Below are 23,660 nucleotides of genomic sequence, written 5' to 3'. Positions count from 1 at the left end.
CGCGGACTACAATTGCACCGGCGGCGCTTCGTTGGTCGAGTGGGGTAAGTCGGCGGACGCGATGAGTTCTTCGAGCCAAATTTCCTTGCCGCATCGCGCTGTTGATCGCCGGCGTCGTGGATTTACGCTGGTCGAGCTGCTGGTCGTCATCGCCATCATCGGCTTCTTGATCGCTCTGCTATTGCCGGCCGTGCAGGCCGCGCGCGAAGCCAGTCGCAGGGCATCGTGCGCAAACAACCTGAAGCAGTTGGGACTGGCACTATTAGAGTGCTATGACGTCCAGCAGCATTTCCCGCCGGGACGCGGCGGCCCGGCGCCACAAGTGTTTTCGCCCCAGGCGTATATCCTGCCGTACGTCGAGCAGAACGGACTTTATGCGCAGCTTGATTTGAAGTCGGCGCCGACGAGTCTCGTGATCGCCGGAGTTTCGTACAGCGGAGCGAACAATGCCGTGGCGGCCTCGCAAATCGTAGGTGTGCTCAAATGCCCCAGCGACCCGGCTGACGGGCAGGTGCCGGGCTCGACCTTCGGCGGCACGAATTACGTCGCCAACACCGGCAGCGGCACGGTGGGGAATGGCACGATCATCAGCGCCGATGGCGTCTTCTATCTGACATCGGCCGTGCGGTTCGCCGACCTAGTCGACGGCTCGTCCCACACGGCCGCCTTTAGCGAGCGGATGTTAGGGACAGGCCAGACGCTGAACGTGCCGACGCTGGGGCCGTCGGACGCCACCCTGTACGTGTTGGAGCTCGGAAACGGTATCGACGTCAGCGTACCGACGTGTGCCACGCTCGCCACCGGGGATTGGTATAGCACGCGCAGCGCAAAGTGGATCCTGGGGAATTACGGCAACACGCTGTACAACCATTTCTACGCGCCGAATTCGACGACCTACGACTGCATGAACCTGGCCCAGCAAAAAGGATTCATGGCCGCACGCAGCAATCATCCCTCGGGCGTGAATCTGTTGGCCTGCGATGGAAGTGCGCGGTTCATCGCCAGCGGCATCGACCTGAACGTGTGGCGAGCGCTAGCAACATGCGCCGGCAGCGAAGCAGTCGAGATGCCGTGAGTTGCCCGTGGCGTCGAAGACAAGGCGTAGGCGCCGCGCACCTTCTGTAGCCGGGGTCTGCGACCCCAGTGCGTTGACCATACAGCCGGCCTCACAGAGGCCAGCGACAGTGAACCAGCGCCTTTACTTCTTTTCCGCGCTCGGCTTCTTGATCGCCCCTTCGACGGGACTCTTGGCCCCTTCGGTGTATTTGGCGCCGACCAGCTCGTACGACTTTTCGGCCCGGGCCTTCAGCTTCTTCACCGCGCCGGGGAAATCATCGTCGCTGACACTGTCGTCGCAAAAGGCACAGCAGCTTTCCCAGGTGTAGCCCAGCTTCTTCCACTGGGTCATTCCGCCCGGGCTGATTTCGTCGGTCACTGGGCACCAGACAATGCTCATGGCTTGCATGAAGTTGTTGATATAGCGCTGCTTCTCGGCCGCCTTGGCGAACTTGTCGGGGTCGGCCTGAAACTTCTCTTGCGCGTCGGGCTTGCTGCCCCGATACTTCACCCCCTTGTATTCCCACGTCGGCAGTGCCGGATCCGAAGGCTCGAGATAGACTGGGCAGAGATCCACCGATTTCTGCTTTTCGGAAATCTTTACCTTGTCGAGCATCACCGCATCGGCAGGCAACTGCGCGGATGCCGCGCTGCAAAGAACAAGCAAAGTGATCAGCGAGCAAACAATCGTTCGCAAGAACATGGAAAGCCTCTTGGGCGTTTTCGGTTGGGGGCGGGCGCGATGCGACGGCAACTAAAGGTTAACGCCCGACAGCGAGACGTTCCAGAGCGACCCCTGGCAGCTTTTCATTGCCAGAAATCCGGGCCCAAAGCCCGTCGCATTGCCGGGATTTAACTGCCAAGCAACAAAAGCGCGATTACTGCTAGCGATATGCCTGTAGATGCACCCAATAGTCCCGCCCGGACTTCCTGACCGGATAGCACGCCCACGGCAGAGAATCCATAGCCCAGGATCGTTCCGCTAAAGAACACCAGTCCGACAGGCATCCAGCGGGGATCGCGATCATAGGCCCAACCGATGGCGATCGGCACAGCGCAGATCAAAGCCAATGTCGCCACGGCCAGCGATACCGAGAGCGCGACCTGATGCCTGGTGATGCGAAATCGTCGTTCGTTCGCGGCTGGATCTCGCATTGTTTCGACCAACGCCCGAGCTATTCCGGCAGGGCAAAGGCCACGACTTTCCCGTCGTTCGTGGCCAGGGCGATGTATTGCTTGCCGCCGGCCATGTACGTCATGGGGGTGCCGCTGGGGGAGCCGGGGAGCGCGACCTCGGCGACAACCTTGCCCGTCGGCTTGTCGAAGGCGCGGAACTTATGCTCGGCGCCGCCGGCGCGGCCACCGCGTCCGGCTGCACCCTGAGCGACGAACAACAACGTCTTGGTCAGTAGCGGTCCGCCTCCGCCGCTGCCGAGCGGTCCCACGTCGCGGCCGACGAGCTCACTGATCTTCTTGCGAGGACCGTCGCCGTGCGGAATCATCCACGCGTGCTCGCCCGTGTTCAGATTGATGGCCGTAATGCGACCGTACGGAGGCTTGAAGAGCGGAATCCCCTTCGGCCCGTCGAGCCCGCCGGCGAACGCCGGGCCGCCGCGCACGTAACGCAGGTTCGATCGCGCCGCGTCAGGCTCGTTCAACTTCACAATGATCGGCGACGTGATCGACGGGATGTAAAACAGCCCGGTGTCCGGATCGAACGCCGCACCCCACCAGTTGGCTCCGCCGGCCCAGCCGGGCAGGTTCACCGTGCCGCGCTCGGTCGGCGGCGTAAACAGCGGACCATGATCGTACTCGCTGAGAATCTCTTTGGCCTCTTTGAGAATCTCGGGCGTGAAGTCGACCAGGTTTTCCTCGGTCGAACCTTGTCGCTCGTACGGCGCCGGCTTCGTCGGCCACGGTTGCGTCGGCGACAGTTTCTCGCCCGGCACGGTCGATGGCGGCACCGGGCGCTCTTCGATCGGCCATACCGGCTTGCCGGTCGCGCGATCGAACACAAACGTGAAACCGGTCTTCGTAATCTGCGCAACGGCCTTGATCGGCTGACCATCGACCTTGATATCGCACAACACCGGCGCGCCGGGCAGGTCGTAATCCCACACTCCGTGATGCACGGTCTGATAATGCCAGATGCGCTCGCCCGTCTTGGCGTTCAAACAGACCAGCGCTTCGGCGAACAGACCATTTCCCAGGCGATGCCCGCCGTACCAATCGTTGGTCGGCGTGCTCATGGGCAGATAAACGTAGCCTAGCTCGTCGTCCGTGGTCATCAACGTCCAGACATTGGCATTGCCGGTGTATTTCCACGAATCATCTTCCCAGGTGTCGTTGCCGAATTCCCCTTCCTGGGCGATGGCGTGAAAGAGCCAGGCCGGCTTGCCAGTGCGCACGTCGAAGGCTTGCACGTCGCCGCGCGGCGCCTCCTTGTACTGCGGACCATCGGAAATGCTCGAGCCGACGATCACCACGTCGCGGCAGATCACCGGCGGCGAGGTCATCGTGTAGTTACGCGCGTTAACGGCCAGCGGAATTGCCGACGCCAGGTTGACGCGTCCTTCCTCGCCGAAGCTCTCGATCTTCTTGCCGGTCTTGGCGTCGATCGCGTACAGGTAAGCGTCGTGCCCGGCCAGCAAAATGCGTTCTTCCTTGCCATCGGTCCAATAAGCGACGCCGCGGTGTACGTAGCCCAGATTCGTGGGTCGGCCCGCCTTGTAGACTTCGGGATTGAAAACCCAGATCGTTTTGCCGGTGCGACCATCGACGGCCGCGACTTGCGCGAGCGACGTGCTGATATAGAGCGTGTTGCCGACAGCCAGCGGCGTGGTTTCGTAAGCGAAAGAGCCTAGCGCGCGATTTTCTTTTTGCAGCGGCAGGTCCGGCGAATCCCACGACCAGGCGAGCTTCAACTTGCCGACGTTCTCGGCGTTGATCTGATCGAGAGTGGAATATTTCGTGCTGGCCGCGTCGCCGCCATAATACTTCCAACTGCCGTCGGTCGCGCCGCGCGCGGTCGGCACATTGTCCGCGGCACGAACGGGCAAGATTGAGAAAAGCAAAAGTGCCAGCGCGGTTGTCAGAAGAAACCTTGAGGACATGCGAATCTCCGCCCTGGTCAGAGTGAATCCAGAAAACGACGCACCGGAATCAATCCCCCCTCGGGATCGATTCCCTTAAGAAGCAGGCATTATGCCCTGTAGAAATCGGGCGTTCAATCGGCCCGTTTTTCGCACCAGTATGGAATTCGAGCTGTTTACCGCCCGGTTCTCCCGGACACCATCACCGCCCGTCCTGAAAAATGTGGCCCACCATGACACCCAGGACAATATTGCGGATGTCGCTTGGCAGGGAGTCGCGCAGAACACATTCGGCTCCTTGGGATCGGACTCGCCACACCGCCACGCGACGTCCGTCGAGCGCAACCGTGCCACGGCAACAATGCGTTTCGACGGACAATATTTTTTCCCCGCATTGCCAATCGACCCGCGGCGGGCCGATGAAAGGGGAGTGCAATACGCCGGACGTCACTTCCAGGCGACCGGCGCAAAATTCTCCGTGGTATAGGCTATCGTTATCCAAGTGTGGCAACCGCATGCTTGCGAACGAGCCATCGATCCATTTCCAGGTCAAATGCCCGGAAAACGCGCTTTGGCGCCACACCTCGACCGTTTCACCCGGCAGCAGAAACACAAACGGCGTTCGCAATGCAATGCGCTGCTTAATCTTGAGGCGCATGTCCGTGCCCCGCAGGTCCATATCAGCCGTTTATCGTCCCTTCATCAGCGCCGCGTACAGATTGTGAATGAAGGCCGCGTTGTCGCATTGCAGATATTGCATACTCCCCCCCATGCGCGAATAGCTTTTGCAGAATCGCAGGTAGTAGGCAGGGTTCGTCTTCGGCGGCTCGCCGGCGGTCCAATCCCAGTTGCCGCCGTCCTGAATGTCGACCACGTAGATCGAGTGGTTCTGCAGAATCTCGCGGCCGTTCTGCAGCCGCATGTTATTCACGCAACTGACGCTCTTCTCGAAGACTTGCGGCCCCATGATGGCCGAGCCCACCGACAGCACGACGCCGTGGTCGAGCTTCTCGACCGAGCCGCCGAAGAGCTTGAAGTCCAATTCGGCGCCACGACCGATGGCCGAGCCGCTGAAAACCGGATGGTTCGAAATAATGTCGTAGCCAATGCCCGGATGCACGGTCAGCGGGACACCGTGCCGCGCGGCCTCGCCCAGGATCGACGCCTTCTTCCAGCGGTGCTTGATTTCCGTGCGTCCGGCCGGCCAACCTTGCTCGTGCATGGCCCGCAGCAGATCGGCCCGGGCCGCGGTCAGCGGATGTGCCGGTTCGCTGGCGATGGCCGCAACCAACGCGTCGGTCGTAGGAAGCGTGACGCCGTCTTCGTGAATAAGCCGCCCCAGGGCACGGCCGTAGCCTAGCCCGTCGAGCGCGCCGGCCATGATAGCGCGGTGGATATTCGTCGCCGTTTCGTTCCAGGTGCCGAACGTGCCCGAGGCAACGTTCATTTCGACACTTTCTGTCGAGGCACCGAACCAGGCGTATTCCCAATCGTGAATCGTACCGGCGCCGTTGGTGGCCAGATGCGTCAGCCAGCCGCGTTCCATCATCTGCGAAAGGATCTGCGCCGCGCCGTTGCGCAACAAGTGTGCCCCGTAGATCAACATGATCGAGGCGTCACGTTCTTTGGCGTTGCGGATCCTTTCGGCACATTGCTCGACGAGCGCCGTGTTCGCGGTGGCGATTGGCTTCGGCGTCGCGGCCGGATCGATCAGGATGTCATCGGCCTTGGTGAGATTCTGCCGCTCGCTGAGCGGATAAACCTTGAGCTTACTGAGATCGAGCGGTTCTATGTTCATCATTTAGATTCAGATTTGCCACAGAGAGCACAGAGGGCACAGAGAAAGAGAAAAACATACGAATTCAAAATCAATCGTGACGATTGCTGGTGAAGCTGAGACGCAGGCTACGTCGTTGGCATATCTAATTCCTCTCGGTGCTCTCTGTGACCTCGGCGGCAATGTTTTGCGTTGCCGCTCATCACGACACGCGGCGCAACCGTGACACGCGCCCCGTGGCGACCCATTCGGCCACGAAGATGCTACCGTCCGCGGCGAAGCAGGCATCGTGCGGGTGGACGAACTTGCCAGCCTGCCACGCATCCCGATTGCCGCGGATCTTCATCCCCCCTTCGCCCGTGATCCGCGCCACGTCGTCTCCCAGGCGGGCCACGACATTGTTCTTTTCATCCAGCAACGTGATTCGCGCGTGCAGCTCGGGAATCACGAGCAGGTTTTTCCACGTCTCCGCATTGGCGGGCAGCCCATAGCCGGCGAGCGTCTCGAGATATTTGCCATCCATCGAAAAGTATTGCAGCGTGTTGTTCGCGCGATCGCAGACCACGATCGATGGTTCGCGTCCCGCGCGACGGTCGGCCCACAGCCCATGCGGCGTGTTGAACTTGCCCTTCCCCTCGCCGGGTCCGCCAAAGCAAGAGAGCCATTGCCCCTCTTTGTCGTAACGATGAACGTAGAAGGCGCCATAGCCGTCGGCCAGCAGGAAACCGCCGTCGTCGAGGAACGCGAAGTTCGTCGGCATGAATCGGTCGCGTCCCCATTGGCCGGTCGGCTTGCTGTCTTCCTCCTTGGCATACACACCTGAATCCATCGGCGCGTATTTTTGCCAGACGGTTTCTCCTTTCAGGTCGAGCTTGGCGAACGTCTTCAGCATTTGATAAGCGCAGACGTAGAGAAATTCCTGCCCGGCCTCTTCACGAATCTCGATGCCGTGTCCACCTCCTTGAAACTGCTGCCCGAACGAGCGGATGTACTTGCCGTCGGGATCGAACACGAAGATCGACGGATGATCCTTCTGGTCGGCGTTGCCTTCGTGAATCACGTACAGGTTGCCGGCCTTGTCGACGGCCACGTTGTGCGTGATTTGCCACGTGAACTTCTCAGGCAATTGCGGCCAGTCGTGCTGCACCTCGTAATGATATTCCCCTTCGCCCACGACCAGCGGCGAATCGGTCTTTTTGGCCGTCAATACGGTCGGTAAACCGGCGAGCGCCGCGGTCCCCACAGCGCTCGTGGCCAGAAACTGTCGACGCGATACGGACGAACGTTTTGAGTGGCGCATGCGAGTGTTTCCCAGGGGGCTGTCCGAGGCGTGTTTCGGGCGGGAAGTTTCACTGAGGGTACACCGATCGCCTCGCAGGCGAAAGTTGCCCCGGCAGAGTCGTGGCGAAAAAATGTCCGCGCCGCACGGAGCCAGCCGAACGTGAACCAACTCGCTCAGCGAGCGCCGAATCGCGGGAGTATACTTGGAAAACTCGCGGTACGCGGCGGGCATCCGGCCGAGCGATTTCCATGTAATCCTTACAGCAACCATGGCAACCACGATCGACAATTCGCGCCGCGCGGCTGTGCCGCTCGCGGCAGTCTTTGTTGCCGTGGGCGTGACGCTGTTGGCCGCGATGTGGCTCTCGACCGTCGTGCTGTTTGCCGATCCGGGAGAAATGCTGACTCGCAACACCGTGCGATTGTCGCTTGTATGGTACGCCGCGGCGTTATGCCTGATGATGCGCCTCGCGCCGGCCGATTGGCGCGCCGTAACGACATTCGGCCAGGCTGCCCGTTGGTGCTGGACCTGGAGCATCGTTTGTTTTTGGATTCACCTCGCCGTGGCGTTTCATTACTACCACGGCTGGTCGCACGAGCATGCCTTCGAGCATACGCGCCAGGCGAGCGGCATCGGCGAAGGGATCTACGTGTCGTATCTGTTCACCTGGCTGTGGACCGGCGACATGCTGTGGTGGTGGGCCCGGCCTGAAAGTTACGCCACGCGCACAGTGTGGATCGATCGCACATTGCACGCGTTTATGTTGTTCATTGTTTTCAATGGCATGGTCGTCTACGAGTCGGGTTTAATCCGCTGGGTGGGACTGGCGATGTTCGCCGGGCTGGCCACGGTCTGGATTGCCGTGCGCGGACGGCCCAAGGTGCGCGCCGCATGAGTTCGACCGCAACGATTTCCACTCGCCGATCCTGGCCCGGCCGATTGCCGTTTTATTACGGCTGGATCAACGTGATCGTCGCCTCGGTGGCCATGACCGCGACGCTCCCCGGGCGCACGCACGGCCTAGGCCTGGTCACCGAGCCATTGCTCGAAGCTCTGCAGGTCAACCGCGTCACGTTCGCGCACATCAATCTCGTCGCATCACTGATCGGCGCGGCGTTTTGCCTGCCGGTGGGCTGGATGATCGATCGTTGGGGCGTTCGCGTGACGGTCACAACGGTGGTCGCGGCGCTCGGCGTGTCGGTGCTGGGAATGGGAGAGTCGACCAGTTGGATCTCGCTGTTGGCGATGTTGATCCTGGTGCGCGGGTTCGGCCAAAGCGCACTGTCACTCGTCGCCATGGCCGCGATCGGCAAATGGTTCAGCCGCCGATTAGGGCTGGCTATGGGGGCCTTTGCCGTGCTGCTGACTTTTGGATTCATCGCCAGCGTGCTGGGCATGGGCGCGGCCGTCGAACAATACGGCTGGCGCGCTGCGTGGCAGGGAATCGGGTTTATCCTGCTGGCGCTGGTGCCGGTCTTCTGGCTGTTCACGCGCAGCACGCCCGAGTCGTGCGGAATCGAGCCGGATCGGCCGGATGTCGCCACATCCGCACGGGCCGCCGGCGCCGTGGATTTCACGTTCCGACAAACACTAGCCACGCCTGTATTTTGGGTCGTGGTACTGGGATCGAGCGCATTCAATCTTGTCTGGTCCGGCGTCACGCTGTTCAACGAGTCGATGCTCGCCGAGCGTGGGCTGGATCAAAAGTTCGCCGTCGAGATCATGGCGATCCTCACCGGCATCGGCCTGCTCGCGAACCTGGGCGGCGGGGCGTTGGCATCCAGAACGCGCGTCGTGAAACTGCTCGGCGTGGGGCTAGTGCTACTGGCCGGCGCGCTCGTTCTGTTTCCGACGATCGACGGACCAACCGGAGCCCGCCTGTACGCCGCCGCGATCGGGCTCAGCGGAGGTCTGATCACCGTGGTCTTCTTCGCCGCGTTCGGCCACTTGTTCGGGCGAGCCCAGCTCGGCCGCATTCAAGGAGCGGCGCAATTCGCCACGGTTCTGGCGTCGGCCCTGGGGCCGGTGCTGATGGCCGAATGCCAGGAACTCACCGGCTCGTACGCGCCAATGTTCTACACCTTGGCAGCCGTGGTCGGCGGTCTGGCCGTGGCCGCGCTCATCGTGCCGGTGCCGCTGGCGCCGCCGACAATTCTGAGCACCGTCGACGTACCGCAATGGTCGTAGCGTAACGTATTCGTAGGGCGCCCTGTGGGCACCGCTTTGATTTTGGGGCGTTCATGTTGCTCAGAAAGCACCCTACCAAGCCAGGTGCCATGCTTTTTCGTCGCAGACGAATAAGCATGCCGCGCATCGTGAGGCCACACGAACGGTGGAGCACGCCCGCAGTCAGCGTGTCACCGACATACCCTACGAAACCGGACATTTCTCGCCGCTCCGGCAGATTTCGGTGGAAAATCGCCGCCACGGCTCGTCTAGTTATCTGACAGACCCGGGTTCCAGGAGTTGTCGATGACAGGCGACGCGGAATTGGTCGCTCGCGCGGCCAACGGCGAGCAGCAGGCGGTCGCGCAGATCTACGATCGCTACGCGCCGCTCTTGCGCGCGGTCCTGCTCGATGCGACCGGCCAGTTGGCCGATGCCGACGAACTGCTGCAAGAGGTATTCATGCGCGCCCTGACACGACTGGACCAATTACGCCAGCCCGAGGCGCTTGCCGGCTGGCTCGTGACGATCGCGCGGCGCGAAGGGACGGAATATCGCCGGCGCACAGCGCGCGAGCGAACGCGATTCACTTCGCTTGACAGCGAGCCACAGCAACCGGTGGCCGAATGTGACGACGAGACGCCAGCCCTGGTACGTGCGGCGCTGGCCGAATTACCGGAACAGGAGCGGCTGGCCCTGCATATTCATTACTTATGTGGCGAGCCGGTCGAGGTAGCCCGGCAGACGCTCGAGCTTTCGTCGTCTGGTTTCTACAAGCTGCTGGATCGTGCCCGGGAAGGATTGCGTGCGAGGTTGTTGAAACGGGAGGCCAACTCATGACCGGCCAAGACCACGATGATCGCCTGCTCGACGAGTTACTGCACGAACATTACGCGACGCTGCGCCCATTCAATACGAAACAGCGAGATCGGGTGGTCTCCCGAGTGACAGAGGCGCGCTCCGAGGGCATGACCGCGCGAACCATAGGACGGTATCGCACCTGGACCGGGGTGGTGGCGGCGGCCTGCCTGATCATTGCAGCTCTCGTAGGCACCATGTTTCTTTCGCCCGCGACGGACCACGCCTATGGAATTGACGCGGTGCCGGAGCGTTTGTTCGAAGTTCAATCGATCGTGATTCGCGGCACGCAATATGTTTTCGACGATGCCAATCCAAAGCTTCCGCCCGTCGAAGTACCAACTGAGCTCCTTGTGAAGCGTCCGGACAAGTTTCGAAATACAGTCATCATGGTCGGCCAAGGCAACGGACCAGTCGAGATCCGCCAGAACATGTCATACTTAGACGGTCAGCGCCAAACATTTGTCAGGACGGCCGAGAAGGAATATCAAACCTCGTTTGTTAGTCCTCTCGACGCGCTGATTAAAATCGAGAATCGCATCCAGCAGCAGCTTGCCTCGGACTTACTTGCGCCTCCACGTTCGTCATACAAAATGCTGCGAACCGAGAACTATGCTGGACGGTTGTGCAACGTGTATGAGAGTCGCGTCGAAGATCCCGACGACAACACTGCCGCGATCTCGACCTTGTGGTTTGATCCGACAAGCGGGCTACCCATCCGCGTAACGTTTGACGAGAGACAGGAAGACGGCACAGTTCGTCGTGAAAGGGAGTACGACGAGATCGCGGTGAACGTCCCGTTGGACGACAGCTTGTTTTCCTATTCGCCCCCTGCGGATTTTCGATCGTTGGAGCCGCCGACAGAAGACAAAGATGAGCCGGGTACGCAGGCGTTGCTACCGCTCGATATGGCGGCCAATGGGTGTGCAACGGGTTATAACACGCGAATCTGTGTGTGGCACGCTTTCCGTATATCGAAGCAATCAGCGCTCGTGCTGTGGCGTCGTTCAGAGCCCGAGTCCGCAGAAGATGGTTCGCGAGATTGGCTGTCGCGGCTCGAAATCAAGTTGGACGAGGAAAAGCAACGCACGGCACCCGCGCATAGTTGGGTTTATCAGTCAGATTCACCGGACAAATGGAATTGGTCCTTGATCAGTGCTACTGACGGTGCGTTAGGCGATCCGGGCTTTATCACGTTTAAATTGCGCGGTCCGCGCTTTGAGGGAACGATGGGAATGCTCGCGCTGCGTTTTTCGGACGCGGACTTGGAAAAGATTCTAGCCGCGGCCGGCGAGGCGATGCTGCCGGCCGATGCGCCGCCGCATACTCTCGAAGCGCTGCGCGCTGCCGCACACGAGCAAGTGAACGCCGCGGACGCGCCGCGCTAGGGCCGGCAATAACGCGGTTGCAGGGTGAGGCAAACTTCCGCGTAACGCACAAAACTTTCGCTGCCGCTTCTGGCTGGCGCGTTTACCCCACAATAGCTTGTTAAGCGAGATGTGGGGTGCGTCGAGGACGCGCCCACATCAACTGCTAAGCCCCTCACCCTGCCTCTCCCGAAGGGCGAGGGTTTTTCACGGTTCTTATCTCACTACGAGCCACGCTTTCCTGAAATTTTTCCCCAACGCGCTCTTGCTTTCGACGTACTGTATTAGTAGTATTAGTACAGTTGGAGGCACACGGTGCAGTACGCAATCAGTCCAGCCACGGGCGTAGCGATCTACCAGCAACTGATCAACCAGGTCAGGGCCGGCATCGCGCGCGGGCAGCTTCGCCCTAACGAGCGACTCCCCAGCGTCCGCGAGCTGTCGCAGACGCTCGTGGTTAACCCCAATACAATCGCCCGGGCTTACACCGAACTTGAACGCGAGGGGGTGCTCTACACGCGACCCGGGCTGGGCGTGTTCGTCGCCGAGGCGCCTCCGCCTGTCGCAAAGCGGACGCGCCGCGAGCGGCTTCTCAAAGCCGTGGATCCGCTGCTCGTCGAGGCCGTGCGTTTGGGTTGCACGGCCGATGAGCTCGTCGAGCTGGTGGCCGAGCGGGCCAGGCAATTCGCGTGGGTGGAAACAACAACGACATCATGACAGCAACCGCGGAGGACCGATCCGCCATGAGCGACGCGATTGTCATCGAACGATTGACGAAGCACTACGGTTCCCGCCGTGTCGTCGACACGGTCAACTTGCGCGTGCCAGCCGGCTGCGTCTATGGATTTCTCGGCCGCAATGGGGCCGGCAAGTCGACCCTCATCAAAATGCTGATGGGGCTGGTGCAGACCGACTCGGGGCGGGCCTCGCTCTTGGGCGACGATAGCCGCGACCTGGCGCCGGCCACGCGGGCGCGCATCGCCTACCTGGCCGAGGGACATCCGTTATACCGCGGCATGAGTGTGGGCGAGGCGGTCCGCTTCACGCGCAGCTTTTATGTCGGCGCGCCCTTCCCGGCCGTGTGGCATGATCGGTTCGTCCGCCAGGTCCTCGATCATTTTCGCATCTCGCCCCGCGCGAAAATCCGCCGACTATCGAACGGCCAGCGCGCACAAGTTTCGCTCGCCCTGGCACTCGCGCCCGATCCCGATCTGCTGGTACTCGACGATCCGACGCTGGGACTCGACACCGTCGTGCGGCGCGATTTTCTGGAATCGATCATTCAACTCATCCAGCGGTCGGGTCGGACCATTTTCTTCAGCTCGCACATGCTGGCCGACGTCGAACGCGTGGCCGATCGGATCGGCATCCTGGTCGACGGCGTGCTGCGCGTCGATTGTCCCACGGACCACTTCAAGTCCGCCGTGCGGCGCGTAGTGTTGGAATTCGTCGGCGCCGCGCCGCGCTTCCCCGCTTGTCCAGGCTTGGTCAGCCAGCGGCAGATCGGCGGAACATTGGAACTCGTGATGGTCGACTATACCGAACAGCACGCTGCGACGGCCAACGCCCTGGGGGCGACCAACATCGAGGTAATGGAAATGAATCTCGAAGATGCATTCATTGCGTACACACGCGGCGCGGCCTCACCGCTGCCGACCATCGAATGGGAGGTGGCCCGATGATCGTCCCCCTGGTTCGCAAGGAAGCTCGCGAACTATTACCCTTGTTCGCCTTGGCGGCGCTCGTGCAACTCGTGCTACTCGTGAGTGCGATGGGCTGGTTGCCCAAGACCGTCAATATCGTGGGCGAGCCGACCAATATTCCTTTCTACAATCCGCTCGCCGATGGCGACGTGATCTTCCTATTCATTTTCGTTGGTTTTGCGTTCGCCGTGCTCTGCGGGTTATGGCAAACGCTGTCGGAACTGATGAGGGGAACGTTTCACTTTCTCTTGCATCGGCCACTGGCCCGCTCACGCATCTTCGGCGTGAAGCTGGCCGTCGGCGCCACGGCTTGCCTGCTGCTGACCGTGTTGCCGATTTTGGGTTACGCCGTGTGGGCAGCAACGCCCGGTACTCATGCCAGCCCGTTTTTCTGGTCGTTAACCGGGCGCGCATGGCTGCTCTGCCTGGGCATAGTGGTGATTTATCTTGCGACATTTCTCAGCGGGCTGCGTCCGGCTCGCTGGTACGGCAGCCGGTTCTGGCCCGTCGCGCTGGCGCTGTTTAGCGCGTACGTTCTTCATGGAATGCCGTTGGCTTGGCTAATCACCGCCGGCGCATTGACGGCGATCGGCGCTCTGTACGTCGTGGCGATTCTGCACGTGGCCTACGCCCGTGACTTTTCCTGATACCGAGGCGGATGATGACGGACTTCTTGAGCAACTCGCGAACGACCGCTTTCCTGACCGCCACGATCCTGAGCGGAGGGGCGCTCGTCGTCTGGGGCTTCGCCGCGGGCTTTATCGGCATCATTCAGGTCGAATCCTGGTCCCGCCAGCAGCTCAACGAAAGCCTGGATGTCACCTACGTCGGGCGCCCCATGATCAGGGTTTATCCCCACGGTCAAATGAATGAGGAGCCCGTCCATCAAACTCTTGAACGGCAACCGATCGCGCCTCAAGACTTATTTCCGGAACGACGCTTGCCCGCTCGGCCGGGGCGCGAGCTCCTAACTTTCATTTATCCGGCATCGCTCCCCACCGGCGAGTGGAAGCCTTCGACCGACGAACTTGCTCGCGGATTGATCTTCAGTTACAGCGACGGCAAGACTCCGGCGAAGTACTGGTATCTGATACGCGAAGCCGGAACCACGGCCCATGCCTATTTCGCCGGCTTCGATTCAAAAACGCGCGAGTCCATCGGTTATCTCGGGACAGGCGGTTTACGGTTTGATATCCCGCCGCTAGAGGAACAGTTCGACGTGGGCGATCGCTCGCTGCACCTCGTGGCGACCACCGTGTACGTTGCCATCGGACGACAACCAAATGCGTGGAGCCCCCGCGGTGAGTCACAGTTAGTTGCGGTGATGTCAGGCGACCAGCTTTATCTGATCGACCTGCGGAATCAAAGCGTCCGGCACGTGCCCGTTGACGAACCAGTCGGGTCGATCGGTATATTCAGAGAACCCCTCGAGTCCGATGACGATCTTGAGGAAACGTTACGCGCCGTAGCGCGTACGAAGGACCATTTGCTCGTCTTCGATCGTGACGGGCAGATGCTGCGCAAAATCGCGATTCCCTCGCATTTAGCGGACAAAGAACTGGCTCTCTACCTGCCGCTGGGGAAGGAAGTGTTGCTTGTCGACAACCAACACGGTCGTGGCACGGTGCCCAATGACGATGACAGTGAGCCACGCCGTACCGAGCTGTATTGGGTCGATGCCGAGAATCACGTCACCCGGCACGAATCGGTCGTGCTGAGCCAAGCGCGCGATCTATCAAAGCCGTTTATTTGGTTAATACACTGCCTCGTACCGTCGCCGGGCGTGCTCGGCGGATTCCTGTACGGATTCCTCCCCTGGGTCAGCGCGACCGAGGAGCATACCGCCGCCCAGATGCGCGCCACGATGTGGAATCACTCATGGCCGATCTTTGTGCCGATTTGTTTGTTGTCGATGGCGCTTGCGGTTGTCGCTTATCGTCGCCACCGTCGATATGAAAACCATGGCGCGGCGTTTTGGGCCATATTCGTGTTCTTGCTGGGGCCGGCGGGATACTTCGGTTACCTGGTACACCGCCGCTGGCCGGCACGTGAAACTTGTTCCGCTTGTGGCAAACGAGTCCCGTGCGATCGCGAGACCTGCCTGAACTGCCGCACCGAGTTCCCAACGCCGGCGCTGATCGGCGGCGAAGTGTTCGCATAGGGCCGCGTTGACGCGTGTGCTGCGCCGCGATCTTGCTTCGGATGCATGCTTATTCGCCTGCGGCGAAAAAGCATGTCACACGGCTGCACGGAATTGCCTTCAAGCAGGGTGCCCTGTGGGCACCACCGACCACGCGCAACAACGTTGTAGCTCGCAAACGTGTACGCACGCGACGGAAAAAAATGGTGCTCACAGAGCACCCTACAAAATTGCGACTTGCTCAATGCGCGTGCGGCGGCCCTTGAATCGTAACGCCGTAGCGCGGGGCCGCGGCCAGCAAGCGGCCGATTTCTTCCGGTGATGGTGGGCCGGGATCCGCGCCCGCTGCGACGGGCTGCCCCACTTCGAAGAACATCTCCTCCAGGCCGGCCGGCGCGACCGAGATAATCATCCGCGCCGGTTTCCCGCTTTCGTTCTTGAAGCAATGCTGCTGACCGACCGGCATGTTGGCGAACGCCCCGGCCCGGGCGACGACCTTCTTCTCGCCCAGGTAAAACGTGATCTCGCCTTCCAGGATGAAGAACGCTTCGTCCTCGCGCGTGTGCGTATGCGGCGGTGGCCCTCCGCCGGGCGGCACCAGGGCCTCCCACATTGCGTAACGGCCGCTGGTTTCCTTGCCCGTGGCCAGAAAGCGGTAGACGTCGCCCACGACGGCGATCGTGCGTCCTTCGGATTCCGTTCGGATCGTTGGCGGTAGTGTCATGCCGTTCGCTGCAAGGTCGATGGATGGATGGTCAGAAATCAAACGTGTGATTAAGTTAATACACCATACCGACGCCAGCCAGGACAGACATTCATGCAGAGCGGCAGAAAAAGCCAGGGGCGCACTTTTCGACGGGGCGAGACAGGATACGAAACCGCGCGAGGCGAAGCGTTGTGGAACAAGCGATTGCCCGATCGCTTTCCCGCCATGATCGTGCAGGCCAACGACACGAACGACGTGCTGGGCGCCGTGCGGCTCGCCAAGCGCGAAGGTTTGCGCGTGGGCGTTTGCTCGGGGGGGCATAGCTGGTCCGGCAACCACATTCGCGAAGGTGGATTGCTGCTGGACGTCTCGCGATTGGACGAAGTGCGCATCGATCGGGATCAGCGGCGCGCCGCCGTCGGGCCGGGACGCGCCGGACACGAGCTGTCCAAACAGCTCGCGCGCCAAAAATTGTTTTTTCCGGCCGGGCATTGCCGCGGTGTCGCCGTGGGAGGCTATCTGCTGCAAGGGGGCTACGGCTGGCACAGCCGCGTGCTGGGCCCTGCGTGCCAGAGCGTCGAAGCGATCGATGTCGTCACGGCCGACGGAGAAATCGTCCGCGCGAGCGCCGAGGAGAATGCCGATCTCTATTGGGCAGCGCGCGGCGCCGGCCCCGGCTTCTTCGGCGTCGTCACCCGATTTCACCTGCGTGTCTACGACCGGCCGAACGTGATCGGCTTCGCGGCGCAAACGTTTGCCGCCGATATGTTCGACGAAGTGTTTCGCTGGCTGCACGCCGTCGGGCCCGACGTTCCTGGCGGAATCGAATTGCAAGCGCTCATGTCGCGCCACACGACCGGCGTGCGCGGGCCAGGCATCACGGTCATCGCGCCGGTTTTCGCCAGCTCGTTGAGCGAAGCCTGGGAATGGGTGCGATTCATGAACAAAAGCCCGCTACGCCCCAAAGCCAAGATCACGATCCCTTTCGTGCCGTCAGGCTTGGGTCCGTTGTATTACGGCGTGAGGCGCCATTATCCGGACGAGCATCGTTACGCCGTCGACAACATGTGGACCGGCGCCGGGATCGAAGAATTGCTCCCCGGCCTGCGAAACATCGCCGCCACGTTGCCGCCAGCCCCGTCACACATGCTGTGGATGAATTGGGCGCCGCCGCCAACTCGCCCTGACATGGCGTACTCGATGGAGGACGATCTCTACATCGCACTCTATTCGGTCTGGCAGCACGAGAAGGACGATGCCGACTTCGCGCATTGGCCTGTCCGATGCCTGCGTGAAATGGAGCACCTGGCGTCGGGCTGCCAATTGGCGGACGAAAACCTGGGGCAACGCCCCTTGCGCTTCGTCACGGACGAACACCTGGCGCGCTTGGACCGGGTGCGCGCCGATTACGATCCACAAGGCCGATTCCACAGTTGGATGGGGCGACCATGACGACACCCAAGTCCGCCGACCGACGTCGCCTGGGCATGCTGCCCGGCGAACTGGACGGAAAGCCGTATGCGCGGTTCTGGAATCCGCAAATGGCAGCGCTCCCGGCGCATGCGCACGAAGCGATCGCGCACGGCCCCGTGGCCGAACCTCTGCTGCCTCCGCTGGGCGAGGCGGGACGCGCGCTGGAATCGCCCGAGCGTGTGTTGGAGAACGGTTACTGCCTTGCCACCGGTGGCGCGCTGCATATCGCGATTCACACGATCATGCCCGGCGTCGTGCCGGCAATGGTCGACTGGTGGTTCGGCTGGCATAGCGACGAGCCGCAGCGCTATAAGCTGTGGCATCCGCGCGCCCACGTGCATGCCGAGTGGGCCACGCCCGTGGTGCCCGGAACCACTGGGCGCGAGCGCTACGTGGGACAGACCTCTTGCGTCGATGAATATGTCGGTAGCACCTTGGGACGCTATTACATTCGCTTTCTGCCCCCTTGCGAATTGGGTCTCGATGAACGGCTTCTGACCGATGCCACGCGGGCCACGGCCGTCTGCGCACGTGTGGGCTTTGCCAACATGCCGTTCGATTTCGGCTATCTGCTGCACTACGTTAGCGCGCTCGACGGTGGTGCAGAGATGCGGTCGCGATTCTGGATCGGTGGCGAGCACGCCAGCGCCCGGCGCGGCGGGATCGTGGGCGACATGGCGGCCTCGGCCGCCGGTTGGCTGATGCGGCCCGGCGCAGCCGAAGCGGCAGCGCTGCTGGTCCATTGCTCGCAAGAAATGTCCCACCTCGCGACGTTCCTGCCCAGCTTATACGCCGCGTTGGGCAGCGAGAGCTGAGGTATCGCCGGCCGGAACCGTCGCGTCAAGTCTTCGGTCGCGTCGGGCTTCCCGCTTCGCCCAACTGCGCGTCGCGCGTTTCAGCCGCCAGCCATACCGACACCAGCGTGATCGTTGACAGTCCGATCATGTACAGGGCGATCGGCCAGGGGCTGCCGTCGGCCCAGCGCAACAAGGCCATGCAAACCAGCGGCGCCAGGCCGCCGGCCAAGGGCGTGGCGAGATGATAGCCGATCGAGGCGCCGGTGTAGCGAACCTCGGTGCCGAACAATTCCGAAAAGAAGGCCGCTTGCGGCGCGTACATCGCCGATTGCACAACCAATCCGATCACGATCGCCAGTCCAATGATCGTCGGATGGCCGGTATCGATCATCCAGAAAAACGGAAAGGAAAACAAGGCTAGGCCCAGCGCCCCCGCCAGATAAACGGGGCGCCGCCCCACGCGGTCTGACAGCAAGCCGAAGGCGGGAATAACCAAGAACTCAGCCACCGAGGCAACTAGTACGCCGGTCAGGACCGAAGTCCGCGAGACGTTCAATTCGACCGTGGCGTAGGTCAGTACGAAAACGGTGAAAATATAGAAGCTGCCATTTTCCGCGACCCGCGCGCCCATCGCCAACAGAATATTGCGCGGATAGCGCTTGAGCACGGCGAAGAACGGAATGCCCGCTTGTTCGTTGCGATCGCGCATTTTCGCGAACAGAGGGCTTTCCAGGATCTGTAAGCGAATGAACAGCCCGACGCATAACAACGCGATGCCCAGCAGAAATGGCAGGCGCCATCCCCAGCTAAGAAACGCCTCGTCGGGAAGCCACGAGAAGAGACCGAAGATCGTGGTGGCCAGCACCATGCCAGCCGGCACGCCGGCCTGCACCCAACTGGCGTTTAGCCCGCGGCGTCCCTGGTGGCCATGCTCGACGACCATCAGCACGGCGCCGCCCCATTCGCCGCCGACGCCAAATCCTTGTACGAAGCGCAACGTCACGAGCAGGATCGGCGCTAGCTTGCCCACCTGGTCGTACGTCGGTAACACGCCGATCAGAAACGTGGCCATGCCCATCAGCATCAGGGTCGTAACCAGCATCGATTTCCGCCCCATCCGATCGCCGAAGTGGCCGAAGACGATCCCACCGACAGGGCGGGCGAAGAATCCGACGGCGTAGGTGGCGAACGAGGCCATCGTGCCGGCGAAGGGATCGAGCGTAGGAAAAAAGAGCTTGTTGAAGACCAGCGCCGCCGCGGTGCCATACAGGAAGAAGTCGTACCACTCGATCGTGGTGCCGATGAAACTGGCCAGCACGACGCGTGCCACGGAATTACCGGCAGGGGCGGCAGGTCGGGCATCGTCACGCATGGAGAGATTGTAGCGACCGGGCAATCTAACTGCTGCCCGTGTCCGGCTGCCAGCAATCAGGCCCATTCCTCGAACCGCGCGTTGAATTGCGCCGGCGATCCCTTTAGGCTATCCAGTGGCCTCGGGGGCGGCGCAAACTCCCGCGGGGCCGCATGCCGCCCGAGTTCTCCCGCCGTAGGTGCGTCCGATGCCTTCCCGCCACCACACGCTCATCGCGTTTGCATGCTTGGTGGCATTCGTCGCGAGCAGCTTCTCGCTGCCGACGGTGCGCGCGGCCGAAGCCACGACATTCACCGCCGAGGACCGCGACTACTGGGCCTGGCAACCGTGCGTTCGGCCGACCGTGCCCACGATCGATGCGGCCGGCGATCATCCGGTCGATGCGTTTCTGCTCGAGCGGCTCCAGGCCGCCCACGTGACGCCAGCCCCCGAAGCGGACCGCCGCACATTGATTCGCCGGGCGACGTTCGACCTACATGGATTGCCGCCGACGCCTGATGAAGTCACCGCGTTCGAGGCGGATACCGCTCCCGACGCTTGCGAGCGAATGATCGACCGGCTGCTCGCGTCACCCCGCTACGGCGAACACGTGGCACGATCATGGCTCGACCTGGTGCGATATGCCGAGAGCGACGGATTCAAGTCCGACGATCTGCGCCCCAATGCCTGGCGCTATCGCGATTACGTCATCGAGTCGTTCAACCGAGACGAAGGTTTCGACCAGTTCATCATCGAGCAATTGGCCGGCGACGAGCTGCGCCCCGATGATCCGCGCGCCCTGGTTGCGACCGGCTATCTGCGACTCGGTCCGTACGAAGAAAACGGCCGCGACGTGGCGGATCAGCGCAGCAACATTCTCAATGACATTACCGACGTGACCGGCCAAGTCTTCCTGGGGCTGACGATCGGTTGCGCGCGCTGCCACGATCATAAATACGACCCGCTGTTGCAGGCTGACTATTTTCGTCTGCAATCGTTTTTCGCGGCGCTAGCGCTCGTGGACGACGAACCACTGGCCAGCGGCGCCGAGCGCGCCGCGCTGGCCGAGCGGCAGGCCGCCTGGGAGACCGCGACCGCACCGCTACGCGACCAGATTGCCGCGATTGAAGCGCCACACCGCGCAAAGCTGATGGCCGAGAAGCGCAGCGTCTTTCCGGACTACATGCAGAAGATCTTCGACGCTCCGGCCGCCGGTCGCACACCGCTGGAAGCGCAGATGATCGAGCTGGCGTCGCGGCAATTGGTGATCGGCCCGGACGACGTCGCAAAACGAATGAACGAAACGCAGCGCAAGGAACACGCAGCACTGCGCAAACAAATACGCGAAGAACACGGAGCGGCGCCTGAACCGCCGGCACTAGCCGCGATGGCTCGTGACACGGGTACTGACGCGCCGGCGACCACCATCCCCGGCAATGACGAACCGATCGAGCCCGGCTTCTTGAGCGTCCTCGCGCCGCAAGCACCGTCGATCCAACCACAGGGGCATAGCACCGGACGGCGTCTGGTACTCGCGCGCTGGATGACCAGTCCCGATAATCCGCTAACGCCGCGAGTGATGGTCAATCGGGTGTGGCAGCAACATTTCGGGCGAGGGCTGGTTGCATCGAGCGGCGATTTCGGCCGGCAAGGCGAACGTCCGACACACCCGGCGCTCTTGGATTGGCTGGCCTCGGAATGGACCGCGCGCGGTTTTCAGATGAAACCGCTCCATCGGTTGATCATGACCTCGGCCGCGTATCGCCGAGCGTCGGCGCCAGCGTCCGACGAGATGCTCGCGCGCGATGCCGACAACGCTCCTTATTCCCGGTTTGCGCGCCGTCGGCTCTCGGCCGAGCAGTTGCGCGATGCATTACTGGCCACCAGCGGCGAATTGAACCTGCAAATGGGTGGGCCAGGCGTCCTCAGCGAACTCCCCAAGGGGCTGAGGTCGGCCTACGCCTGGCAACCTGACGCCGATCCGGCGCAGCGCAATCGCCGCTCGATTTACCTGTTGGTGCGGCGCAACCTGCGCGAACCACTGCTCGAAGTGTTCGACATGCCGGACACGCACGAGACCTGCACGCGCCGGATGGAAACCACGACCGCGCCGCAGGCATTGTTCTTGTGGAATGCCGAATGGTCGCTCGATCGCGCCCGGGCGCTGGCAGCGCGCGTCGAACAAACGGCCTCGGCCGATCCCGAGCGAGCAATCCGCGCGGCTTATCGGCTCGTATTCCAGCGTGCCGCGCAGCCTGACGAAGTCGCGTCAGCCGCGAGATTTCTTGAGCAGACAGGAGACGCTGCCGCTAAGCCGAACTCCGAGGCAATCGTCGACCTTTGCCACGTGCTGCTCAACAGCAACGAATTCTTGTTCGTAGATTGAAAGTGTTTCATCAGAAAGCGACATGAACCGACGGGCGACAGACATCCAGAGCACGCAGGCCATGCCGGAGCGATCGCGGCGCCAGTTTTTGCTGCGCTGCGGGGCCGGCTTTGGAGCGCTACCGCTGGTGGCCCTGTTGAATGATGCGCGCGGCAATGAGTCCGCGACCGCGCAGAGCACCGCAAACTCTTCGCCGCTCGCGGCTCGCCCCGCCATGTTCGCCCCGCGCGCCAAAAGCGTGATCTTCTTGTTCATGGATGGCGGGCCCAGCCAGCTCGATACGTTTGATCCCAAGCCCGAGGTCAACGCGCTGGCCGGGCAGCCCTTGCCGCCGAGCATCAAACGCCCAATCACGCCGATGGGCGTGTCGAACAATGCACTGCTGGCCAGCCGCCGCGTCTTTCGCCCGGCCGGGCAAAGCGGCATTCCCGTATCGGATTGGTTACCGCACCTGGCCACGTGCGCCGATGAATTGACCGTGATCCGCTCGTGCTGGGCCGACGGTTTGAATCATGTCGGTTCGGTTTGCCAAATGAACACAGGCTCGATTTTGGCCGGCCGGCCGAGCTTGGGAAGTTGGGCCACGTACGGACTAGGAACCGAAAACCAAAACCTGCCGTCGTTCGTCGTGCTGACCGACGGAGATCGCGAACCTCCGGGCGGCGCGCGCAATTGGGGAACCGGCTTCATGGCCGGCACCTATCAGGGGACGCGCTTTCGTCGCGGTGCCGAACCGGTGCTGCACCTGGAACCACCGGCCGCGATTACCTCCGCGAGGCAGCGGGCGAAGCTCGATTTGCTGGCCGATATCAACACGCGCCACGCGCGCGAGCGCAACTACGACCCAGATCTCGAAGCGCGCATCGCCAGTTACGAGCTGGCCTATCGCATGCAAGCCGCGGCGCCCGAGGCTGTGGACCTTGGCGAAGAAACCGCGACGACGCACGCGATGTATGGCCTCGACCAGGACGAGACCGAGGCCATGGGGCGCTCGTGCATGCTCGCACGGCGCCTGGTCGAACGCGGCGTCCGCTTCGTGCAGGTCTATTGCGGATCGGGCAGCCGCTGGGACGCCCACAGCAAAATCGAAGAGAACCACGGCGGACTATGCCGGGCCAGCGACAAACCAATCGCCGGGTTGTTGATGGATCTGAAGCAGCGAGGTCTGTTGGACGAAACGCTCGTCATCTGGGGAGGCGAGTTCGGGCGAACTCCCATGTCCGAGAAGGGGGACGGCCGCGATCACAATCCGTACGGCTTCACGATGTGGATGGCCGGCGCCCGACTGCCGGGCGGACGCATCATCGGTGCGACCGACGAGATGGGACTGTTCGCCATCCAAGATCGGGCCCACGTGCATGATCTCCACGCCACGGTACTGGCGCTGTTGGGGCTGGATCACAAAGAGTTAACGTGGCTGCACAATGGTCGTCACGAGCGTGCCACGATCAACGGCGGCGAGCTGATCTCCCAGATCTATCCGGGCTAAGCCACGCCTGTCGCTGA

Annotated in this window: 21 protein-coding genes; 13 read left to right on the top strand and 8 right to left on the bottom strand. The window is 62.0% G+C overall.

Translation table 11 applies throughout. The features are described 5' to 3' along the window. The first annotated feature begins 61 nt into the window (after positions 1-61). Positions 62-1,075, top strand: a complete 1,014-nt coding sequence (locus tag VGN12_16320; GenBank protein HEY4311018.1) for a DUF1559 domain-containing protein — start codon at positions 62-64, stop codon at positions 1,073-1,075. A gap of 123 nt (positions 1,076-1,198) precedes the next feature. Here VGN12_16320 and VGN12_16315 read toward each other — a convergent pair whose 3' ends face one another. The 6 genes from VGN12_16315 to VGN12_16290 form a co-directional block, all read right to left on the bottom strand. Beyond that, positions 1,199-1,759 (bottom strand): hypothetical protein, encoded by a 561-nt coding sequence (locus VGN12_16315; protein ID HEY4311017.1) that lies wholly within the window; start codon positions 1,757-1,759, stop codon positions 1,199-1,201. A gap of 149 nt (positions 1,760-1,908) precedes the next feature. After that, on the bottom strand, positions 1,909-2,211 hold the full coding sequence (locus VGN12_16310; protein ID HEY4311016.1) for a hypothetical protein: 303 nt from the start codon (positions 2,209-2,211) through the stop codon (positions 1,909-1,911). Positions 2,212-2,231: 20 nt separating this feature from the next. Beyond that, positions 2,232-4,169 (bottom strand): pyrroloquinoline quinone-dependent dehydrogenase, encoded by a 1,938-nt coding sequence (locus tag VGN12_16305; protein HEY4311015.1) that lies wholly within the window; start codon positions 4,167-4,169, stop codon positions 2,232-2,234. Positions 4,170-4,350: 181 nt separating this feature from the next. Then, positions 4,351-4,806, bottom strand: coding sequence for a hypothetical protein (locus VGN12_16300; GenBank protein HEY4311014.1), 456 nt, complete (start codon positions 4,804-4,806; stop codon positions 4,351-4,353). Positions 4,807-4,836: 30 nt separating this feature from the next. Continuing rightward, positions 4,837-5,949, bottom strand: a complete 1,113-nt coding sequence (locus tag VGN12_16295; GenBank protein ID HEY4311013.1) for a hypothetical protein — start codon at positions 5,947-5,949, stop codon at positions 4,837-4,839. 178 nt (positions 5,950-6,127) lie between these two features. Further along, positions 6,128-7,225 carry a twin-arginine translocation signal domain-containing protein gene (locus VGN12_16290; protein ID HEY4311012.1) on the bottom strand — a complete coding sequence of 366 codons (1,098 nt, stop codon included), beginning with the start codon at positions 7,223-7,225 and terminating at the stop codon, positions 6,128-6,130. Positions 7,226-7,409: 184 nt separating this feature from the next. On the opposite strand from VGN12_16290, the gene VGN12_16285 reads away from it, so the two are divergent. The 8 genes from VGN12_16285 (at position 7,410) to VGN12_16250 (ending at position 15,462) form a co-directional block, all read left to right on the top strand. Continuing rightward, positions 7,410-8,102, top strand: coding sequence for a hypothetical protein (locus VGN12_16285; protein HEY4311011.1), 693 nt, complete (start codon positions 7,410-7,412; stop codon positions 8,100-8,102). Beyond that, positions 8,099-9,394, top strand: a complete 1,296-nt coding sequence (locus VGN12_16280) for an MFS transporter (protein HEY4311010.1) — start codon at positions 8,099-8,101, stop codon at positions 9,392-9,394. The genes VGN12_16285 and VGN12_16280 overlap by 4 nt, the downstream gene beginning before the upstream one ends. Positions 9,395-9,679: 285 nt before the next feature. Then, positions 9,680-10,213, top strand: a complete 534-nt coding sequence (locus tag VGN12_16275; protein HEY4311009.1) for a sigma-70 family RNA polymerase sigma factor — start codon at positions 9,680-9,682, stop codon at positions 10,211-10,213. Beyond that, a complete protein-coding gene (locus VGN12_16270; GenBank protein HEY4311008.1) occupies positions 10,210-11,619 on the top strand; it encodes a hypothetical protein in 1,410 nt (469 codons plus the stop codon). The genes VGN12_16275 and VGN12_16270 overlap by 4 nt, the downstream gene beginning before the upstream one ends. 294 nt (positions 11,620-11,913) lie before the next feature. Further along, on the top strand, positions 11,914-12,315 hold the full coding sequence (locus VGN12_16265) for a GntR family transcriptional regulator (protein HEY4311007.1): 402 nt from the start codon (positions 11,914-11,916) through the stop codon (positions 12,313-12,315). A gap of 26 nt (positions 12,316-12,341) precedes the next feature. Next, a complete protein-coding gene (locus VGN12_16260) occupies positions 12,342-13,280 on the top strand; it encodes an ABC transporter ATP-binding protein (GenBank protein ID HEY4311006.1) in 939 nt (312 codons plus the stop codon). Continuing rightward, on the top strand, positions 13,277-13,948 hold the full coding sequence (locus VGN12_16255) for a hypothetical protein (GenBank protein ID HEY4311005.1): 672 nt from the start codon (positions 13,277-13,279) through the stop codon (positions 13,946-13,948). Before VGN12_16260 ends, VGN12_16255 begins: the two co-directional genes overlap by 4 nt. An 11-nt stretch (positions 13,949-13,959) precedes the next feature. Then, positions 13,960-15,462, top strand: coding sequence for a hypothetical protein (locus tag VGN12_16250; GenBank protein HEY4311004.1), 1,503 nt, complete (start codon positions 13,960-13,962; stop codon positions 15,460-15,462). 220 nt (positions 15,463-15,682) lie between these two features. Here the strand turns inward: VGN12_16250 and VGN12_16245 are convergent, their stop codons facing one another. After that, positions 15,683-16,165, bottom strand: a complete 483-nt coding sequence (locus VGN12_16245) for a cupin domain-containing protein (GenBank protein HEY4311003.1) — start codon at positions 16,163-16,165, stop codon at positions 15,683-15,685. A gap of 93 nt (positions 16,166-16,258) precedes the next feature. On the opposite strand from VGN12_16245, the gene VGN12_16240 reads away from it, so the two are divergent. Both VGN12_16240 and VGN12_16235 read left to right on the top strand, forming a co-directional pair. Next, complete coding sequence (locus tag VGN12_16240; GenBank protein HEY4311002.1) at positions 16,259-17,599, top strand: FAD-binding oxidoreductase; 1,341 nt, start codon at positions 16,259-16,261, stop codon at positions 17,597-17,599. Beyond that, positions 17,596-18,435: a hypothetical protein gene (locus VGN12_16235; GenBank protein HEY4311001.1), complete on the top strand. Its 840-nt coding sequence runs from the start codon at positions 17,596-17,598 to the stop codon at positions 18,433-18,435. Before VGN12_16240 ends, VGN12_16235 begins: the two co-directional genes overlap by 4 nt. Positions 18,436-18,460: 25 nt before the next feature. On the opposite strand, the gene VGN12_16230 is transcribed toward VGN12_16235, so the two are convergent. Continuing rightward, positions 18,461-19,789 (bottom strand): MFS transporter, encoded by a 1,329-nt coding sequence (locus VGN12_16230; GenBank protein HEY4311000.1) that lies wholly within the window; start codon positions 19,787-19,789, stop codon positions 18,461-18,463. A 187-nt stretch (positions 19,790-19,976) separates the two neighbouring features. Here VGN12_16230 and VGN12_16225 point away from each other — a divergent pair, with 187 nt between their 5' ends. Both VGN12_16225 and VGN12_16220 read left to right on the top strand, forming a co-directional pair. After that, positions 19,977-22,154 (top strand): DUF1549 and DUF1553 domain-containing protein, encoded by a 2,178-nt coding sequence (locus VGN12_16225; protein HEY4310999.1) that lies wholly within the window; start codon positions 19,977-19,979, stop codon positions 22,152-22,154. A gap of 22 nt (positions 22,155-22,176) precedes the next feature. Continuing rightward, positions 22,177-23,643: a DUF1501 domain-containing protein gene (locus VGN12_16220; GenBank protein ID HEY4310998.1), complete on the top strand. Its 1,467-nt coding sequence runs from the start codon at positions 22,177-22,179 to the stop codon at positions 23,641-23,643. The last annotated feature ends 17 nt before the right edge of the window (positions 23,644-23,660 follow it).

It is taken from the genome of Pirellulales bacterium, from assembly GCA_036499395.1.
Classification (GTDB): Bacteria; Planctomycetota; Planctomycetia; order Pirellulales; family JACPPG01; genus JACPPG01.
This window is presented reverse-complemented; position numbering and strand designations above follow the sequence as displayed.

What these genes read in the sequence shown, in the direction of transcription:
- VGN12_16280 (HEY4311010.1), top strand. Translation starts at nt 8,099, where the DNA reads ATGAGTTCGACCGCAACGATTTCCACTCGCCGATCCTGGCCCGGCCGA.
- VGN12_16245 (HEY4311003.1), bottom strand. Translation starts at nt 16,165, where the DNA reads ATGACACTACCGCCAACGATCCGAACGGAATCCGAAGGACGCACGATC.
- VGN12_16320 (HEY4311018.1), top strand. Translation starts at nt 62, where the DNA reads ATGAGTTCTTCGAGCCAAATTTCCTTGCCGCATCGCGCTGTTGATCGC.
- VGN12_16275 (HEY4311009.1), top strand. Translation starts at nt 9,680, where the DNA reads ATGACAGGCGACGCGGAATTGGTCGCTCGCGCGGCCAACGGCGAGCAG.
- VGN12_16240 (HEY4311002.1), top strand. Translation starts at nt 16,259, where the DNA reads ATGCAGAGCGGCAGAAAAAGCCAGGGGCGCACTTTTCGACGGGGCGAG.
- VGN12_16310 (HEY4311016.1), bottom strand. Translation starts at nt 2,211, where the DNA reads ATGCGAGATCCAGCCGCGAACGAACGACGATTTCGCATCACCAGGCAT.
- VGN12_16270 (HEY4311008.1), top strand. Translation starts at nt 10,210, where the DNA reads ATGACCGGCCAAGACCACGATGATCGCCTGCTCGACGAGTTACTGCAC.
- VGN12_16225 (HEY4310999.1), top strand. Translation starts at nt 19,977, where the DNA reads ATGCCTTCCCGCCACCACACGCTCATCGCGTTTGCATGCTTGGTGGCA.
- VGN12_16235 (HEY4311001.1), top strand. Translation starts at nt 17,596, where the DNA reads ATGACGACACCCAAGTCCGCCGACCGACGTCGCCTGGGCATGCTGCCC.
- VGN12_16220 (HEY4310998.1), top strand. Translation starts at nt 22,177, where the DNA reads ATGAACCGACGGGCGACAGACATCCAGAGCACGCAGGCCATGCCGGAG.
- VGN12_16255 (HEY4311005.1), top strand. Translation starts at nt 13,277, where the DNA reads ATGATCGTCCCCCTGGTTCGCAAGGAAGCTCGCGAACTATTACCCTTG.
- VGN12_16305 (HEY4311015.1), bottom strand. Translation starts at nt 4,169, where the DNA reads ATGTCCTCAAGGTTTCTTCTGACAACCGCGCTGGCACTTTTGCTTTTC.
- VGN12_16230 (HEY4311000.1), bottom strand. Translation starts at nt 19,789, where the DNA reads ATGCGTGACGATGCCCGACCTGCCGCCCCTGCCGGTAATTCCGTGGCA.
- VGN12_16250 (HEY4311004.1), top strand. Translation starts at nt 13,960, where the DNA reads ATGATGACGGACTTCTTGAGCAACTCGCGAACGACCGCTTTCCTGACC.
- VGN12_16260 (HEY4311006.1), top strand. Translation starts at nt 12,342, where the DNA reads ATGAGCGACGCGATTGTCATCGAACGATTGACGAAGCACTACGGTTCC.
- VGN12_16290 (HEY4311012.1), bottom strand. Translation starts at nt 7,225, where the DNA reads ATGCGCCACTCAAAACGTTCGTCCGTATCGCGTCGACAGTTTCTGGCC.
- VGN12_16315 (HEY4311017.1), bottom strand. Translation starts at nt 1,759, where the DNA reads ATGTTCTTGCGAACGATTGTTTGCTCGCTGATCACTTTGCTTGTTCTT.
- VGN12_16300 (HEY4311014.1), bottom strand. Translation starts at nt 4,806, where the DNA reads ATGCGCCTCAAGATTAAGCAGCGCATTGCATTGCGAACGCCGTTTGTG.
- VGN12_16295 (HEY4311013.1), bottom strand. Translation starts at nt 5,949, where the DNA reads ATGATGAACATAGAACCGCTCGATCTCAGTAAGCTCAAGGTTTATCCG.